Below are 16,942 nucleotides of genomic sequence, written 5' to 3'. Positions count from 1 at the left end.
TGTTGCTGGTTACTGGTTACTTGTTGGTTTAGTAATTAGTAATGCCTCAAATTTATTTTATTTTCAAATACAGAATGGTCCGCCTGGCTCCCGGTGGGTACTAGCCCTTCCCAAAGCCCATGGTTTTTTTGTTGAAGACGAAATCGCTTTTGTCTGTTTTAAGCGTGGAAGCGTCTTCGATGGTAATAATGTCTGCGGGTATCTTTGCTCTTTCTTCGGGATCCATGGCCGCGAGGCGCAGGTTGTGTGCCTTGATGACTTCCTGGATGACGTTTCTCACCGTACGGGCATTCCCAAAATATTTGTCCCGGTAATTATGAAGGAAGGCGAAATAGTTCTCCAGGTGTTTTTCCGCATTGGAGTCTGCGATGAGTTTTTCTTCCGTTAGCATATGCATCCCGATTTGGTAAAGATCCTGGGGAGAATAATCGTCGAAACGCAGGGTTTTGTCAAACCTTGAATTGAGTCCCGGGTTGGCTTTGAGGAAGGCTTCCATATTGTCGGGGTATCCGGCTACAAAAACGAAGAATTGTCCGCGATGGTCTTCCATACGTTTCAGCAAGGTCTGTATCGCTTCATCGCCAAATCCGCCACGGCCGCCGGACATGCCTTCCATCAGGGAATAAGCCTCATCGATAAACAGGACGCCACCCATGGATTCTTCAATTTTTTCGGCAGTCTTTATGGCGGTCTGGCCTACATAACCGGCCACCAGCCCTTGCCGATCCGTTTCTATCATATGGCCGCGTTCCAGTACGCCGAGCGCTTTATAAATTTTAGTGAGGATACGGGCTACAGTAGTCTTGCCCGTTCCGGGATTGCCGATAAAAACGGTATGCAGGAAAAATTTATTGAGGACATCTTTTTCCGTTTGCCGGTAATAACGCACCAGGCTGACCATTTCATTGATCTGGATCTTGACCTTTTCCATCCCGATCAGGCTGTTTAATTCAGCAAGCGCTTCCGTGAGCAACGCTTCGTCAATCGGAATATCCGGTAATTCAAAACGCTCTTCGATTTCAATTTTATCGACATCCTGCAATTGAATGGTGGCCAGTTCTGCTTTTTCCAGGTCGTGGTGGCTTTCCATCGCCATGATCCTGAGGCCCAGGTTGATCTTTGATTTTTCAATGAGGTCATACACGAAACGGGCATTACCAAAGGACCTTCCCCTGGAACGGTAAGCCCTTACGATCATCTTGTCTATCTTTTTCTTCGCGGCAAGGGTCAGCACCACATCCTTTTCCTTGCAGGCATATTCCGCGATCTGTGAAAGTTCCTGGGGCAGATAATCAGAGAATTCAAAGAACAATTTGAACCTGGATTTCAGCCCGGGGTTGGTGTCGAGAAAAAGTTTCATTTCCCGGGGATAACCGGCAACGATAACCGCCATGTCTCCTTTTCCGTCCGACATCTCTTTTACCAGTATCTCGATCACCTCACGGCCAAAGTCTTTATTGTCTTCTCTTGAACGGGCGAGGGAATAGGCTTCATCAATGAACAAAACCCCTCCGCGTGCCTTTTCAATAGCTTCCTTCACTTTGGGGGCCGTTTGGCCAATGTATTCCCCTACGAGATCCACACGATCTACTTCATGGACATGACCTTTGGTAAGCAGCCCCATTTTTTTATACAGCTTGCCCATCATGGAAGCTACAGTCGTTTTTCCTGTGCCTGGATTGCCAATAAACACAGAATGAACGTTGATGTTTTCCTTTTCCTCGAATCCTCTTTGTTTCCTGAGCTGTAAAAATTTGATGTATTTGGCATGATTCCTTACCTGGTTTTTGATCTCTTTCAACCCAATGAGATTGTCCATCCTGGACATCACCTCTTCAAAAGTCATTCGGTCTTCGAGCAGGTCAGGAGTGAGAATAACAGGCGCTTGTTGTTGGGGCAAAATGACTCCGGCAATGCCTTCTTCAAATTCTTCCCCAACCCTGAAAGGCACCGTGGCCAGTAACCTGTCCATGAAAATGATCTCTGCGGTGTAATGATCGATTCTCCAGGATTCTTTTACATCGGAACCCCAGCCGGCAGTGATATGGATCTCTTCAGCGTCTTTTTCTACGCTTTGTAAGCGTACAAGTTGTCCCTTGAGTTCTTTGGAACCGTTATAAAATTTGATAAATAATTCGCAATGCCAGGGATTGATGGTGTATAGGTTTTTCAGGTTGAGTTCTACATACACGTATCGGGTTTCTTCACTGCTGAAGCTTTTCATGTACACCCGGTCATCGGCATTTACATCGTCATAAGGGCCTTCGTAAAGTTTAACGCCCTGGATATCTACATACGGATTGTCTTCTTCGTCTGAAATTTCTCCCGCATCTTCAATATAGAAAAATTTGGTGGCCACTTTTTCTTCGTTGATCCAGGCTTTCCAGTAATAGGTACCCCTTTTCCAGAAGGACCCCTCTGTTTTATTTCCCCATCCTTCCCGGATGTAAACTACTGAGTCGTATTTGTTGACCTTCCTGTCAAAGGATAATTCGCATACCTTTTTTTTGTTTTGGGCATCAAAGCAGTGCATTTGCACATTGATGTCCCAGTCTTCCTGGTCGAACAGTTTGTTATAAAAGGAAAGCTCAGCATAAACATAGGCCGTTTCATAACGATCAAAAACCTGGCGATATTTCTTTCGATTATCTGCCAGCCACTCAGTTGAAGTATATACCTTGAGATCCTTGAATTTGTATAACTTCGGAGTAGTTTTTTGAAGTTCCTGTTGCATATTGCCCAAATTATTTTGTCGTTGTGCCAATACATGACACGGGGTGAAAAATGATTAAAAAAAATTATCCCACGTTAAGTATTGAAGTCAAACGTTCAAGATGAAGGTGAAAATATTCATTTTGACGTTTAATTTATTAATCGCCTGAATTTATTCCCATTTGCATAACGTAAATTCCTATGGCTCGGTTTCAAAGATAAAAAGTTTGTTGATGAAAAGTTGAGTTTATTCGGAAAATATGAAGGAGAAATTCAGGTGGTTTTAATCTTATTTTTCATTCATTTGTAAAAATGATCCTTCGCCGATATTGAAAAGTTTGTCAATGTTTATATCGGTATAGCTCTCGACAATGATCTTTCCGGGGCCGAATTCCGGTTTTTTCTGAAAAGCGACAAAACCCTGTGTGCAGTTTTTTAAGGTAATATCTCTTAAAAACAAGACCGAAAGATCTTTAGAAGCCACGGCAATGGGAGAGGTGTCGATGGTGGTTTCAAAAACGGCAATATCGCTTTCCTCCCCGCAACTGATTCCTTTGTCGCCGGTGTTTTTTGTGTAACAATTGAAAATATTGACGGTGCTTCCCGAAAAATCCATGGCGTCATTCAAAATGTTGTTAAAGGTGCAATTTTTTACCTCGCCTTTGCTAAAGTCACTGTCAAAGGCATCACTGCTAATTCCGGAAAAGAGGCAGTTTTCGAGTACGAAATCAGAGCGGACCAAATTGAGCGCATCTTCGCAATGGTTGTTCCGGAAGGAGCATTTATAAAACCGGACATCGATCTCATAACCGGTAACTGCTCCGGTCAGTTGTTGCCCATTATTACTGAGTGTGCCTAACTGTTCAAATACAACGTATTGGAAAGCGGAGGGTTTGGAGGATTGCAGGAGGGAGAGCCCCCGGCCGGTTTTATCAGAGGAAATCACCAGGACCGGATGTTCCTCGGATCCTGAAACCTGCATGGGGCCATAGGACATGATATAGGCACCGTTTTTTAAATCGATCTCCGTGCCTTCCGGGATAAAAACCTCGTAGTCGGGAGGGATGACCAGTGGCTGATCCAGGATATGTTTTCCTTGGCGGAAAAGGATTTGTTTGCCTTTGACCACATAGAGGGTATTTTCTTTGAGTACAGGGGAGGCCTGCTCTTTGTTGAAGGGGAGCATTTCGACGATCTCAGGTCGTGGCCATTCAAAGATCTGGCTGGTAAAAACAGAATCGATCCCCGGAACCCGGAAGAAAAGAAAGCGGGCATTTTCAATGACCTCAAGAGGTTTGATTTCTCCCTTGCTCTGTAAAACCAGGGCTTCTGAATGGAGGAATTTGGTGGCATTGAAATCACTGATGAGGCTGTCTCTCAATATCCTTGAAAGATACCTCCTTCGCACGTGAGAGGGGAGCAGGAGAGGGCTTTTCAGTGGGGTGTCCATCTTGCTGCGGCTGTATCCGGTCCCGATAATCTCTACCGGCAATTGATGCGTATTCTGAATAGAAAGGTTTTTTTTGCCACCGGCCACCTGCTGGGTAAAAGCTTTGATGCTTTGGTCGTTATAGGGCAGGATCATGGAATGCACAAATAGTCCGTCTTCCAGAAACTCCTTATAATTGGGCTGGTATTCCGGGAATTCCATTTGCAAAAGGGCTAATTTTTCATTCCAGGCAATTTCGTGTTTTTCCAGGAAATTGCTTAAGAATTCTCTTGAGCTGTAATGGTATAAGAATTTGAAATACAATTCATTAAAGTCTTTGTCTTGAAGCAGATAACCAAACAGCCGGTTGGCTTCATTTTCCTCCGGATTGAGTGCTCCTTCTGCCAGGATGGTGTATCGTCGGGGTGGTTTGCCTCCAAAAGCATCATAGCCAATGGGTTCCAGTTTGCCTATCACGGGGTTGTAATAAAATCTTTGGTTGTGCCAAATGATACCGTGGTAAGCATTAAAGACATCGGCAATGGCATAAAACCGGGCCAGTTTTTCCAGGTCGAATACCTGTTTTGCAGGAAGCAGATCATTTTTAAAATCATACATCAACTGGCGTGCCTTTTCATATTGTTCGCTAAGCAGTGTATCCGATAGGAAGTCCTGCTGCCCAAAAGCCTCCGCTTCGGCATTCTCCCAGTCCCCGACGGTAGAGCGGTAATCGTTATGAATATATCCCTGGTTTTGGAGTTGCCTTTCGATGCCCGACCACATGCCTTCTTCTGAGAATTTGAGGATGGGGCCTTCCCTCCGCTGCTGGCTTTCTACGAGCTGTTTGTCAAAATGTTCTTCAATAGCATAGATACCCAATGATTTTCCATTGAGAGAAACGGCTGTAAAATCATACCTGGGGGTGAGAATCCCTTCGTCCATCCAGCATTGGTGGACCAGCCATTCGTGCAAAAAGTAGCGGGTAGCCGGTGTATGGACGGAAAAAGTGATCAAACCCTGGGCTGCATTTTTGGAATATTTCCAGCTGTAAGGGGCTTTGACTTTTACCCTGAACGACCATTTGTCCCCTTCCAGGTGATCCGTCCAGTCTCCTTTTAATCTTACCTGTGCCGGAATCTCATTTCCTGTGCTGTCAGAAAGTACTGCCTTGACCCAGTCATTGTCGGAAGTCTGAAGCAGGCCGTCGGTCAGGGCTTTTTCCCGTTTTCTTTCAAGTTTTTCAAGGCCCTTGGGCTCCACTCTTATTTGTAATGCCTGGGGATTCATCGCATTCTCGGGCCAGGTTCCCGTTTTTTCAATGGTGAGATCATCAAAAAAAACATTATGAAAACCGCTGGCATAAACATAGATGTTATAAAAATCAGGCGCATCCCCGAAAGGGATGACGAAGGTGGTGGATAGTTGTTCCCAGCCGGAAGCTTCCTCCGTTACCGGTATTTCTTCCATTTGATAAAAAGCCGAACCTCCGGAGTTTTGCACGACCAGTCTGCCTTCCTTTTGGGGTGTTTTGTACCGCCAGACCGATATTTTATAGACTTCGCCGGGCTTCCCCCCTTTGAGCTTATACCCAAAACCATATTGGATGCCCTTTCCGGTACCCACTTTGCAGGAATAATTGCCTGACCTGGATTTTTCATCGCTCTGTAAATGTCCTCCTGAAAATTCAAAATCCCCCTGGATGAAAAGATCACCCTTTACTTTTTCCGCATTGCAAAAGATAATGCCTTGTGGTGGAACATCCGCTGTCTTCCTGTTTGAGAACAATACAAACCAAAAGACAAAGGCAGATAAAAACACCACCCCGGCCGCTATGATCCCTTTTTCCCGGCGGGCAGAAGTATTGTCTTTTTTTTCGGAAATTATCATGCAAATAATTCGGGTTGATCAATTATGGAAAGGCTGGTATGATCCGATAAAGCTTTTATGGCCTTTTTGACATTGCTGAGCTGGGTGATGGAATCTGCCTGGCAGGCAAAACTGAGGTCCAGTCCTTTTTCCAGGGTATCCATCCGCTTTAATTTTACGTAAGTCAGTTCATCCGTCAGGATTTTTGATATCCTGTCCAGGTCATCGATATCGGTTTGGATATTGATGAAAATCCGGTTTTCTCTCGTGGAAGTGGTCTTGCGTGTTATTTTTTTGCCAAGGAATAACAGAACGATGATCACACTGAAGGCTACTATAGCGAGGATTGGCTGATTGGCACCGCCGGCAAGTCCCAAACCAATAGCGATGAATAAATAAGTCAGCTCCTCAGGTTCCTTTATAGCGGCCCTGAACCGGACAATCGACAAGGCACCCACAAGGCCCAGGGAAAGCGCGATGGAGGATTTGACGATCATGATGATCAATAAAGTACCCAGGGCCAGCGGAAGAAAATTGGCGGCAAATCGCCTTCGGTTGGCAATGGCATTGCCATAATGGATATAAAACAGGCGCAGCAGGGCGACGAGCAATGCGGTGATCAGAATATTTAAGAGGAATTCATCGAGGGGAATATTCTCCGAAAATTCCTGAATATATTTTTCCTGTAACTTTTCAAGGAGTGTCATACATGAAATTCTTTGGTGTAAAAGTAGTTACTCATAGACCACTTTCATACAGATTGGGGGATAATTTTTATCTTGCGGTATGAATTATCTGGCACACATGTTTTTGTCCTTTGGCAATAAGGATATCATCACCGGGAATTTCCTGGGGGATATGATCTCCAACCAGGAAGTAAAAACCTATCCTGAAGGCATTCGAAAAGGTGTTTTTATCCACAGAAAGATCGATACTTTTACCGATGATCATCCCGATGTATTGAAAGGGGTGCGCCGGTTGTATGAGCGACACTCCAAATATGCTTCGGTCCTGATCGATATTTATTATGATTACCTGCTGTGTATCAATTGGGATAAATATTCCGATGAATCCCTGCAATCTTTTGCCGATAAAATTTATGCCGCCCTCATGAGCAATATTGATTTGATGCCGGAAAGGGTTCAAAAAAGATTGCTGGGCATGACTCAGGGCAACTGGCTGATCAGTTATGCCACACTCGACGGTATCCAATATGCCATTACGAGAATGACCCAACGGGCCAGCAAACCTGAATTACTCGAAGGAGCCATCGACAGTCTCACGACGGATTTGGAACTATTGAACGAAGAATTTAACCGGTTTTTTCCAGAGATCATCGAACACATCAAACCGGAAATCCCGACAAAGTAAATTCAATATTCCCTACCCCTCAAAATGGAAGGAAATGGTAAACGTTCGCGCCAATACTTTTTCCAGCACGGTCGATTCTGCAAGATTCGGGTTGAAGAGCAGCGTATTGCCGAGACCGTGGGATATTTTGATCTCCGGTGAAAAAATGAAATAAGGAAAGAAAAACTGGATGCCCGCGCCGTACTCCAGGGCAAAGTCATGCGGGGAGATCTTTACGATAGATTCATTTCTTTTTGCCCGGGCGTCGCTGGCCACATCAAAAGTATATTTTACCCCGGCGATCACGAAAACCCGTTTATCTTTATAAGGAGCGGATTTGTACCTGAACTGAAAAGGCATCTCCACAAAAACAGATTCAACTTTCCGCTGGGTAATCGGAATCACGCGGCTTGACCTGGAATATTCGAGGTTTCGTTCAGAAAAAGACAAGGTAGGCAGAAACCGGAAATCGAAGTATTGACCGATCTTCAGATTGGTAACAATGCCAAGGTTGAACCCGGGGCCGCTCAGCGATTCCACCACATTAATGCTGTCGCTGTAAATGTAATCCTTCGATCTGAAAGGGATAAAACTGGAAGAGTTTAATCCAAGAGTGATCCCAAAATAATAATGTTTTTGCTGAAAATCATAGAAATTATAATTGCCCTTGCCGCCTATCTGACCGAAAAGCGGCATCATCGACACACATAAGATGAGGATCAGGCTTATTTTTTTCCCAGGTAAATTGAGCAAATTCCGAGCGTTAGCGGTATCCATTTATTTGATTTATATCCGTTGTTCTGTAAATAATTAATAAAGTCATTTCCAGCAGGAAATGCCTGCACTGATTCGTAAAGATACTGATATGCTTTTGGGTCCTTCGAGGTAATGCGGCCGATGAGTGGCAGCATATATTTAAAGTACATGTTAAAAACCTGTTTGAACGGAAAAAGCCTGGGTTGTGAAAATTCCAAAACCACTAATGTTCCCCCGGTTTTCAGCACCCTGTTCATTTCTGCCAAACCTTTGTTCAGATCTTCGAAATTTCGTACACCAAATGCAACGGTAATAGCATCAAACGTATTGTCTGCGTAAGGTAAATTTTCTGCGCTGCCTTCTTCCATGGTAATGACTTTCTCCAGCCCTTTTTTGGCGATTTTCTGGCGTCCAATCTCCAGCATTTTGGTGGAAATATCCACGCCCGTGATCTTGTCCGGATGCAATCTGTTGGCAGCGGTAATCGCCACGTCCCCGGTTCCTGTAGCCACATCAAGGAGGAGTTTGGGTTTGCTTTCTTTCAGATAGTCAATGGCTTTTTTGCGCCAAATGATGTCGATTCCACCGGAAAGCAAATGGTTCAGAAAGTCATAGTAAGGAGCAATAGTATTGAACATTTTGGATACCTGCCCTTTCTTACTGCCTTCTTGTGAATATGGTTTTACAGATTCTGCCATGGTCGAAAATTTTCGCAAATATAGGAGGAATGGTTATAGAAATTGAAAATGATAAATAATAAATGAAAAATTTAAAACGAAATATACTGTTGATGGAACTCATTGTCCTTCAATTTGTTTACAAATAGTCGTATTTTCGCCAAAATTTTAGGAATTTGAAAAAGATGGTGAGGTTAGAACCAAAAGATATATATTCCAGTCTCGAATTTGACAAAGTACTCGAACTGGTAGCCAAAAGATGTTTGGGATGGCTCGGAGAAGAGCAGGTCATGGCGATTGCCCCGATGACTGACGTGGAAACGATCGAAAGAAGATTGGATGAGGTCAATGAATATAGTATTGCCTTGTCGAATAACGATCACTTTCCGATCCATTCCTATGAAGATATTACTTCAGACCTGAAAATGCTCAGCGTTGAAAACTTTGTCTTGCCGATTGAAGGGCTTCAGCGGATTCACAGGGTTTTGTCTTTTATGCGGGGGGCTTTCCGGTTTTTTAATAAAGGCAGACAGGCCGCTTACCCGGTGATGTACGATATTATCAGGAAGATCAATTTTGACCAGGACCTTATTACGGCCATCGATAAGGTGGTGGATGAAGAAGGCAATATCCTGCCCAATGCTTCTCCTGAGCTGATGCGTATTAAACGGATGCAAATTTCCAAACAAAAAGAACTGGACCGCAACTTCAGGATCATCATCAATGATTTCAAGAAAAAGGGTTGGCTGACGGATAATGTGGAAAGTTTCAGGAACGGCAGGAGGGTACTGAGTGTGCCGGTAGAGCATAAAAGAAAACTCCGAGGCATCATTCATGACGAGTCCACGACCGGTAAAACGGCATTTATCGAACCCGATGGCGTCATCGAGATCAACAACGATATCTTTGACCTGGAAACTGAAGAGAAAAAAGAAATTTACCGCATCCTGAAGGAATTGAGCCAGGTGCTCCGTCCTTATGCCGGTCATATGCACGTTTACCTGGAGGCCATGGTACACTTTGATACCATCCAGGCCAAGTCAGGAGTGGCTGTGATGATGAAGGCGAACAAACCAAAGATTCTCTCCAAACCTCACTTCGGGTTGGTCAGGGCTTTCCACCCTTTGCTTTACCTGAAAAATAAAGACCTCGGAAAGGAAACCATCCCTTTTGATATGTCTTTATTTCCGCCCAACCGGATCCTGGTGCTCAGCGGACCCAATGCGGGGGGCAAATCGATCACCATGAAATCTGCCGGGTTATTACAGTTAATGGTACAATCGGGCTTGCTTGTCCCGGTAAGTCCTGAATCAGAAATGGGCATTTTTCAACAAATTTTTGCCGATATCGGCGACCAGCAGTCGCTGGAAGATGATTTGAGTACCTATAGTTCCCGACTTGCCAATGCCCGGCTTTTTATTGAAAAAGCCAATAAACAAACCTTAATTCTCATCGATGAATTTGGTTCCGGCACCGATCCCAAGATAGGAGGAGCCATTGCAGAAGCGGTGCTCCGGGAGATCAATTTTCAAAAAGTATTCGGGGTCATCACCACCCACTATTCCAACCTCAAGATATTTGCTTTTAAAACGATTGGGTTGCTCAATGCAGCCATGGCTTTTGATAAAGATACCCTTTCTCCAACCTACAATCTAAAGATTGGCCGCCCCGGAAGTTCCTATGCTTTTGAGATTGCCCAAAAGAGCGGACTGGATAAAAAGGTTTTGAGTTATGCGCGGCACAGGGCCGGGGAAAATGAAAAAGCCGTGGATGACCTGCTGGTCGATCTGCAGCAGGAAAAAAAAGAAGCCGAGGATCACATTAAGAGCCTGGAAGAAAAGCAGAAAAATCTGGAAAAACTTATCAAAAATTATGATAGTCTCCACCGGGATCTGGAGTTTAGGCGTAAAAAGATGAAACTCGAAACCAAGGAAAATGCCCTGCAAAATGCGGCACAAACCAATAAAGAATTCGAACGCCTGGTCCGGGAATTAAAAGAAGAGAAGAACCTCGAAAAAGCCAAAAAAATGGCCGCAGAAATCAAGGAGGAACGCCACGGACTGGCCAAAGAAGTCAGACAACTCCAGGAGGAAATCTATTACCAGCCTCCGGCGGCCGGAACCGCCAAAGACCGTGAAATTGTGGAAGGCGATTTTGTAAAACTTAAAACAGGGGGAGCAACCGGCGTCGTTGAATCCGTTGATAAGAAAAAAGCGGTAGTCCAGATCGGGGATATGCGCATGATGATTCATCTCAGGGATCTGCAGCAAGCCAATGAACCGATGGATATCAGGTCTTCAAGAAGTGTGCAGACGTCTACCTCCAATCTTTCCGGGGGCTTTGACAGTAAACTGGATATCCGGGGCATGACCATAGAAGAAGCTATGGGGGTAGTGGAGGCTTTTGTAGACCAGGCACTCATGTCTAATGCGGCACACCTCAGGATAGTTCATGGAAAAGGAACGGGCGCCCTGAGAAACGTGGTACGAAAAAAACTAAGGGAATACAATGTTCCCATGAACATAGGCCACCCTGCTCACGATGCAGGCGGAGACGGCGTCACAGAGGTGGAATTGATGTAATTTTTATACACATCTTATACAACCATTATGCCTGGTAAATACACTTTAGTTCAAAGACAATTTTTTAGCGTGTAAAAATAGATTTTGGACTTTTGAAATTGCCATGCCCTTAACTATTAGAATGACAGAAGCGGAACTAATTGAGGCCTGCATTGCGGAAGACCGTTTGGCACAAAAGAATTTGTATCATCGGTACAGCAAGGCAATGTATAACGTTGCCTACCGCATAACAGGCGAATTTGAGTCGGCAAATGATGTACTGCAGGAAGCTTTTGTCAAAGTCTTTCGCGCCCTGCCACGTTTCAGGCAGGAATCTACGCTCGGGGCCTGGATCAAAACCATTGTGGTCAGAACAGCCCTGACACACATCAAGAAACAACGACATACAGAACCTATTGATTACCGTGCTGAGGAAACTACTGTGGATTGGGGAACCAGTCTGGATGTGGAATACCTTGAAAAGGCCATAAAAGCCCTGCCGGAAGGGTATCGTGCTGTTTTTGTGCTGATCGAAGTGGAAGGTTATGCGCACAAGGAAGTGGCCGATCTATTGGAAATATCGGTGGGTACCTCAAAGTCTCAGTTGTTTTATGCAAAAAAAAGATTGAGGGAGAACATAGGAAAATTAATGGGTGAATAGAGTCACTCCCATTTTTTTGGGGTGATTTTATTGGATAAAAAATAATAATTTAAGTCAATTCGGTCATGAAAGAAATCAACAGACATACGCTTCAACAGGCGATCCGGCAATTACCGGAATATGCCCCGCCTCCCCAAATATGGGAAAGGGTGGAACAGGGGCTGCTTGTTGCGGACCAGGAAGAGCAAATTTCAGAGGTGATTTCCGAACTTCACCAGTACGATCCGCCTGCTTTCTTATGGGAAAAGATCGAAGAGGCACTGGAAATACCGAAACAGGAGAAAATAGGGCGGGTTATCCCTCTGGGAGTCAGACGTTTTATGGCCTATGCTGCTGTGGCGGCAGGGATCATAGTGAGCTTCTTTATGATTCGCAATAACCAGCCTGTTGAACAAATCAGTTATGCTGAGGAAGTAGTGAATGAAGCCACTTTTGTAAATGACTGGAATGCGGATGAAGAAGATTTTGAAGTCGTGCTCGCCGCATTGGAAGAGAGCGAATATTTAACACAAATTCCGGAAATCCAGCAGCTGAAATTTGAACTGGAAGAATTGAACGATGCTAAAATGGAAGTGGAGTCGATGATGGAGCAATACGGTACGGACGAAAAATTGGTCGGAAATATCAGGGAAATAGAGTTGGAGCGGACGGATATCATTAAAAAATTAGCCGCATTCATTTAATTAAAATCAAGATGTTGAACAGAAATAATCAATTGCATTTAGTGCTCATATTCTTCACTTTCCTGGGAGGCTTGCCCTTGGTTGGTCAAACGACCCTGCAGGTCGTTACCAAGAGTGTGGAAAAACGCTTTGATTATCAAAAGGGAGATGAAATTAATATTGAAGGGGAAAAGGCAGAAGTGAGCATTGAAAGCTGGAAAAAACAGCAAATTTTTATAAAAATTGAATTGATCGCCAAGCATGAGGAAAAAGCGGTTGCGGAAAAAGATTTGCCCCGCATCACCTATGAAGCCCGGCGGGTTAAAAATAAAATTTATCTCAGGAATTACATCCGGGAAGTGGAAGGGCAGCCACGGGTTCAATCAAAACTGGCAGTGAAATACACCATTTACCTGCCTGAAACCTGCCCGGTTTATTTGAAGAATCACTTTGGAACGGCTTCTATCAGCAATTTGACCAACAGCCTGAAAGTGAACAGCCAGTTCAGCAAAATTGACCTGGTGAACATCCAGGGATTGATAGAAGTGACCACCCGATTTGGCGATCTCATCGGGGAAAGACTCAATGGCCGGATGAGCGTCAATGCCCGGAGATCCGATGTCATGTTGTCAGATATACGTGGGTCCTATGATATCCAGGCTTATTATGGATTGGTGAAGATTTATTCCGATGATGATCTGCTGGACCTCAAGATCGATGCTGAAAAGGCGGATGTTTTTCTTTATTCCAACAATCCTTCCATGTTTGGTTACGATCTCACTTCCATACAAGGGAAAATCAATTTACCAAAATCCTTTTCCGTAAGGGAAGTGCAGAACACCCAGGTACTCAAACAGGTTGAGGTGCGGCCCATGGAACAGGAGTATTACCAGAATATTACCATCCGGGTTTCTTTCGGGAATATTACGGTGGCGAAGAAGCAATAAGTAGGGCGAGGATGATACTTTTGGCAGCCCTATTAGCCGCGGGCACAATTTTGGTGGGGTGAGCCAAGCTGGTCCGTCGGGAAAATGGAGTTTTCATCAACCGAAGCAGTTGTAGTAAAACCCTAATTTTCCCTTTCGAAAAAGCGAGGCAAAGTCTTGCCGCCTTGTATTTTCAGGCCTTTTGGCATACTTTTTTGGCTGGAAAAAAGTATGTGCCCAGCCGGCATGAGGCGATGCCAGGAAGAAGAACAAAAAGATAAGGATTAACGCAAGGAATCCCAATTACTCCCGATCTTATTTTTGAATTTTCATGCCAAGAATCGACAATATTGTCCAAATGTTATGGGATCAGAAAATGGCTAAAATCTAGCTGAAACCCGGCTCTTTGCGTTATTGCTTTATAAACTTTCCTTTCCAGCGTTTGTTGCCCGCTTCAATACTCACAAAATAAAGTCCGCCAGGCAGAGCGCTTACATCAATGGCTTGTCGCGACTGATTTTTGTTTTCAAAAACAACTTCTCCTCTGACATTGATAATACGAAGTTCAAATTTTTCCAAAGGAGTCATTCGGGCTATTTCAATATTTATTTCGTCCCTTGCCGGGGAAGGATAAATATGCAGGCTTTCATTGACCAGGAGAGGAGTTATCTGGTTAATCACCGGCATTACCAGGAGTGAATCAAGATTGTAACTCATAATGGAGCGGGCGTGGGTTCCGGCCACCAGTTCGTTTCTGGCTACGTTGAGTTCCAGGTCATAAACCGGAATAACGGGCATATTGTTCCCCAGGCGATGCCACTGTTCTCCTCTGTTTAGGGTGCCAAAAACCCCGCCGTCGGTGGCGGCGAAAATCACAGAATCCATGTGGCCGGGCAGCACGTAAAGGTCGTTTATCGCAAGATCCGGCAGGTCACCTGCAATATTATACCAGCTCACACCACGATCATCGGATCGGAAGATGTGCGGGTCAAAATCGTTGTATTTATAACCGGAGACACTTACGTAAACCCGGTTGAGAAATTGAGGAGAGGCTTTAATATCTGTAATATAGCGATCGGGTAATCCTACCGAAATATCCAGCCATTGCCCGCCGTCATTATCCGTTCTTTTTACATTACCATCTGTCGTCCCTACATAAACCAACCCTTCTGCCAGGGGCGACTGATCAATAGCGCTTATGGTGTGGAAATTATTGCCAAAAGTAACACTGTCGGTCAGGCCTTCGCTGATAGGTTCCCAGGAAGTAAAAGCTCCGGTGGTATTTTTATACACCCTGTAGGTTCCTGTGTACATGACATCGGGATTTTGAGGGCTAAAAATGTAGGGCATGTCCCAGTTTCTCCGGTCAGCATCATCGATACCATAGGTGCCCGAATCCCACCATCCTGAATATAATCCGTCAACCGTGACGGCAATGTTCCCATTTTGGGTTTCCACAAAAACAATACCCGTATCCAGGGGATGAAAACGCATCTGGAAGCCGTCTCCGCCAAAAAATCGTTCCCAGTCCTCTTCAGGGCTGGTTCCGCCAGAGGAGCCATTGTCCTGGGCTCCGCCGTAATAATGATCCGGTTTGTGAGGGTTGTAGGCCACCCGGTAAAATTGGGTCGCTGGAATGTTTTCCATGTCCTGCCAGACCGTTTGTTGGTCGGTGCCCAGGTAAAGCCCACCGTCGGTGGCCAAAAGAATGGAATCCTGGCCGTAAAACACCAAATCATGCTTATCGGCATGTACACTGTATTCCCACCACGGGGGCGCTGCTTCGGCCCAGTGGGTACCGCCATCTTCCGTTTTCCAAAGGTCAACGCCTAAAATATATATTTCATCAGGGTTGTTTGGGTTGAGGCTTACCTTGCTGAAATACCACCCGAATCCGCCTAAAATACCCGTAGGAAGGCCGAGGTTTTCATCGTCCCAATTGATTATCGGTTGCCAGGTCTGCCCGCCATTTGTGCTTTTATAAATATTGTCCAGTTGACTGTCGGTATTGACGTATAAAGCGTAAACTAAATTCGGTTGGGTAGGGGAGACGGTCAACCCTATCCTGCCCATGTCCCCGCCCGGCAGACCGCCAGAAAGCTCTGTCCAGTTCAATCCGCCATCAGTCGTCTTGAAGATTTTGGCGTTGGGGCCGTCCACTACCGATTCCTGGTTGTTTCGTATCCTGTCCCAGGCGGCCGCATAGAGGATTCCCGGATCAAAAGGATCCATGGCGATATCAATGATGCCTGCCTGTTCGTCAACGTATAAAATCTGAGTCCAGCTTTGGCCGCTATTGGTCGATTTGTAGAGTCCTCTCTCCGGGGTGCGTTCGAAGGGCAGTCCCATGCAGGCTGCATAAATATTTGCGGGGTGATCCGGGTCGACAATGATTCTGGATACGATTCTTTCGGCTTCAAGACCGAGGTGCTCCCAGGTCTGACCGCCGTTTTCACTTTTGTAAACGCCATCGCCTAAAAACGGATATCCTGAAATACTGGGGTCGCCTGTTCCTACGTAAACCCGTTCCGGATGGGTGGGATCAATGGTTATATCTCCAATGGCAAGGTAGGGATTGTCATCAAAAACGGGAAACCAGGTCTGTCCGCCATCGGTAGTTTTAAAAACCCCTCCCACGGCAAACCCTACGTAAATGATCTGTTTGTTGACAGGATGCACGGCGATGGTATTGATCCTGGCGCCGATGTTACCAGGGCCTCTTTGCACCCAGGGCTTATCAAAACCCGGGAGGTCATTTTTTTCAAGCCTTTGTGCCTGTGCGGTTTTAATGGCCCGGTCATAAGCGTTGAAGTCCAGCTTCCCATCCGGCCAGCTTCTCTGCAGGTAGAAATAATCAGCAACATCATGGTGTTTCAGGCTATTTGCCTCATTGGTTTTGGAGCGCATTGATTCATCTGAGCATTGGAAAAACCATCCTGTGCAGACTAGTAGTAAGAGTAATTTTTTCATAACAGGTTTATGTATTGACGATTTTCTTTTATCAACGTTGTGGTTTACCTTGTCCGGGGAGATAAAAGTTTCCTTTCTCAAAAAAACGTTTTGAGTTTCTTAAGAACGGCACCTCTTGCCTCCGACAACCATTTTTTTTTCTACCATACACTTTTGGGGAAAGTCCTGAAAATGCATGGTTGGTTCTCGCAGAAAACGCAGATAAACGCAGATGAAATGGAATGACATTTGGTACTTCAGTCGGAAAAACAAAACAAAATAACCGAAAATGATCAGCGAAAATCAGCGGAATCAACGTGATACAAAAAAGTGTACGGCAGCGAATTTTTTTTACAAATTCAAAGGAATCCAATCCAAATGGTACCCTGGATT

11 protein-coding genes are annotated in these 16,942 nt (G+C 44.9%); 5 read left to right on the top strand and 6 right to left on the bottom strand.

Going from position 1 to position 16,942, the window contains the following annotated elements:
* Nucleotides 1–100: 100 nt before the first annotated feature.
* From H6571_05015 to H6571_05005, 3 genes are all read right to left on the bottom strand, one after another.
* Complete coding sequence (locus H6571_05015) at nt 101–2,734, bottom strand: AAA family ATPase (protein ID MCB9323085.1); 2,634 nt, start codon at nt 2,732–2,734, stop codon at nt 101–103.
* 267 nt (nt 2,735–3,001) lie between these two features.
* Complete coding sequence (locus H6571_05010; GenBank protein MCB9323084.1) at nt 3,002–6,028, bottom strand: CotH kinase family protein; 3,027 nt, start codon at nt 6,026–6,028, stop codon at nt 3,002–3,004.
* Entirely contained in the window at nt 6,025–6,714 is a 690-nt protein-coding gene (locus H6571_05005; GenBank protein MCB9323083.1) for a DUF4956 domain-containing protein, read from the bottom strand. The genes H6571_05010 and H6571_05005 overlap by 4 nt, the downstream gene beginning before the upstream one ends.
* Before the next feature lie 79 nt (nt 6,715–6,793).
* Between H6571_05005 and H6571_05000 the strand changes: the two genes are divergently transcribed.
* Nucleotides 6,794–7,378: a DUF479 domain-containing protein gene (locus tag H6571_05000; protein MCB9323082.1), complete on the top strand. Its 585-nt coding sequence runs from the start codon at nt 6,794–6,796 to the stop codon at nt 7,376–7,378.
* Between the two features lie 12 nt (nt 7,379–7,390).
* Here H6571_05000 and H6571_04995 read toward each other — a convergent pair whose 3' ends face one another.
* A complete protein-coding gene (locus H6571_04995; GenBank protein MCB9323081.1) occupies nt 7,391–8,134 on the bottom strand; it encodes a PorT family protein in 744 nt (247 codons plus the stop codon).
* On the bottom strand, nt 8,083–8,811 hold the full coding sequence (ubiE, locus tag H6571_04990) for a bifunctional demethylmenaquinone methyltransferase/2-methoxy-6-polyprenyl-1,4-benzoquinol methylase UbiE (protein ID MCB9323080.1): 729 nt from the start codon (nt 8,809–8,811) through the stop codon (nt 8,083–8,085). The genes H6571_04995 and ubiE overlap by 52 nt, the downstream gene beginning before the upstream one ends.
* Nucleotides 8,812–8,978: 167 nt before the next feature.
* On the opposite strand from ubiE, the gene H6571_04985 reads away from it, so the two are divergent.
* From H6571_04985 to H6571_04970, 4 genes are all read left to right on the top strand, one after another.
* The gene (locus H6571_04985) at nt 8,979–11,372 is read left to right on the top strand and encodes a Smr/MutS family protein (protein MCB9323079.1); all 2,394 of its coding nucleotides are present in this window, start codon (nt 8,979–8,981) and stop codon (nt 11,370–11,372) included.
* Nucleotides 11,373–11,475: 103 nt separating this feature from the next.
* Entirely contained in the window at nt 11,476–12,012 is a 537-nt protein-coding gene (locus tag H6571_04980) for an RNA polymerase sigma factor (protein MCB9323078.1), read from the top strand.
* Between the two features lie 65 nt (nt 12,013–12,077).
* Nucleotides 12,078–12,695: a hypothetical protein gene (locus tag H6571_04975; protein ID MCB9323077.1), complete on the top strand. Its 618-nt coding sequence runs from the start codon at nt 12,078–12,080 to the stop codon at nt 12,693–12,695.
* An 11-nt stretch (nt 12,696–12,706) separates the two neighbouring features.
* Nucleotides 12,707–13,621 (top strand): DUF4097 family beta strand repeat protein, encoded by a 915-nt coding sequence (locus tag H6571_04970; GenBank protein ID MCB9323076.1) that lies wholly within the window; start codon nt 12,707–12,709, stop codon nt 13,619–13,621.
* 390 nt (nt 13,622–14,011) lie between these two features.
* On the opposite strand, the gene H6571_04965 is transcribed toward H6571_04970, so the two are convergent.
* Nucleotides 14,012–16,570 carry a T9SS type A sorting domain-containing protein gene (locus H6571_04965; GenBank protein ID MCB9323075.1) on the bottom strand — a complete coding sequence of 853 codons (2,559 nt, stop codon included), beginning with the start codon at nt 16,568–16,570 and terminating at the stop codon, nt 14,012–14,014.
* Nucleotides 16,571–16,942 lie beyond the last annotated feature (372 nt).

It is taken from the genome of Lewinellaceae bacterium (assembly GCA_020636105.1).
In the GTDB taxonomy this organism is placed as follows: Bacteria; Bacteroidota; Bacteroidia; order Chitinophagales; family Saprospiraceae; genus BCD1.
The sequence above is the reverse complement of the archived record's forward strand: the minus strand, read 5'-3'. Positions and strand labels throughout refer to the sequence as shown.

Excerpts from the sequence above, each read along its gene's own strand:
- H6571_04975 (MCB9323077.1), top strand. The coding sequence starts at position 12,078 with ATGAAAGAAATCAACAGACATACGCTTCAACAGGCGATCCGGCAATTA.
- H6571_05005 (MCB9323083.1), bottom strand. The coding sequence starts at position 6,714 with ATGACACTCCTTGAAAAGTTACAGGAAAAATATATTCAGGAATTTTCG.
- H6571_05010 (MCB9323084.1), bottom strand. The coding sequence starts at position 6,028 with ATGATAATTTCCGAAAAAAAAGACAATACTTCTGCCCGCCGGGAAAAA.
- H6571_05015 (MCB9323085.1), bottom strand. The coding sequence starts at position 2,734 with ATGCAACAGGAACTTCAAAAAACTACTCCGAAGTTATACAAATTCAAG.
- H6571_04970 (MCB9323076.1), top strand. The coding sequence starts at position 12,707 with ATGTTGAACAGAAATAATCAATTGCATTTAGTGCTCATATTCTTCACT.
- H6571_05000 (MCB9323082.1), top strand. The coding sequence starts at position 6,794 with ATGAATTATCTGGCACACATGTTTTTGTCCTTTGGCAATAAGGATATC.
- H6571_04965 (MCB9323075.1), bottom strand. The coding sequence starts at position 16,570 with ATGAAAAAATTACTCTTACTACTAGTCTGCACAGGATGGTTTTTCCAA.
- H6571_04980 (MCB9323078.1), top strand. The coding sequence starts at position 11,476 with ATGCCCTTAACTATTAGAATGACAGAAGCGGAACTAATTGAGGCCTGC.
- ubiE (MCB9323080.1), bottom strand. The coding sequence starts at position 8,811 with ATGGCAGAATCTGTAAAACCATATTCACAAGAAGGCAGTAAGAAAGGG.
- H6571_04995 (MCB9323081.1), bottom strand. The coding sequence starts at position 8,134 with ATGGATACCGCTAACGCTCGGAATTTGCTCAATTTACCTGGGAAAAAA.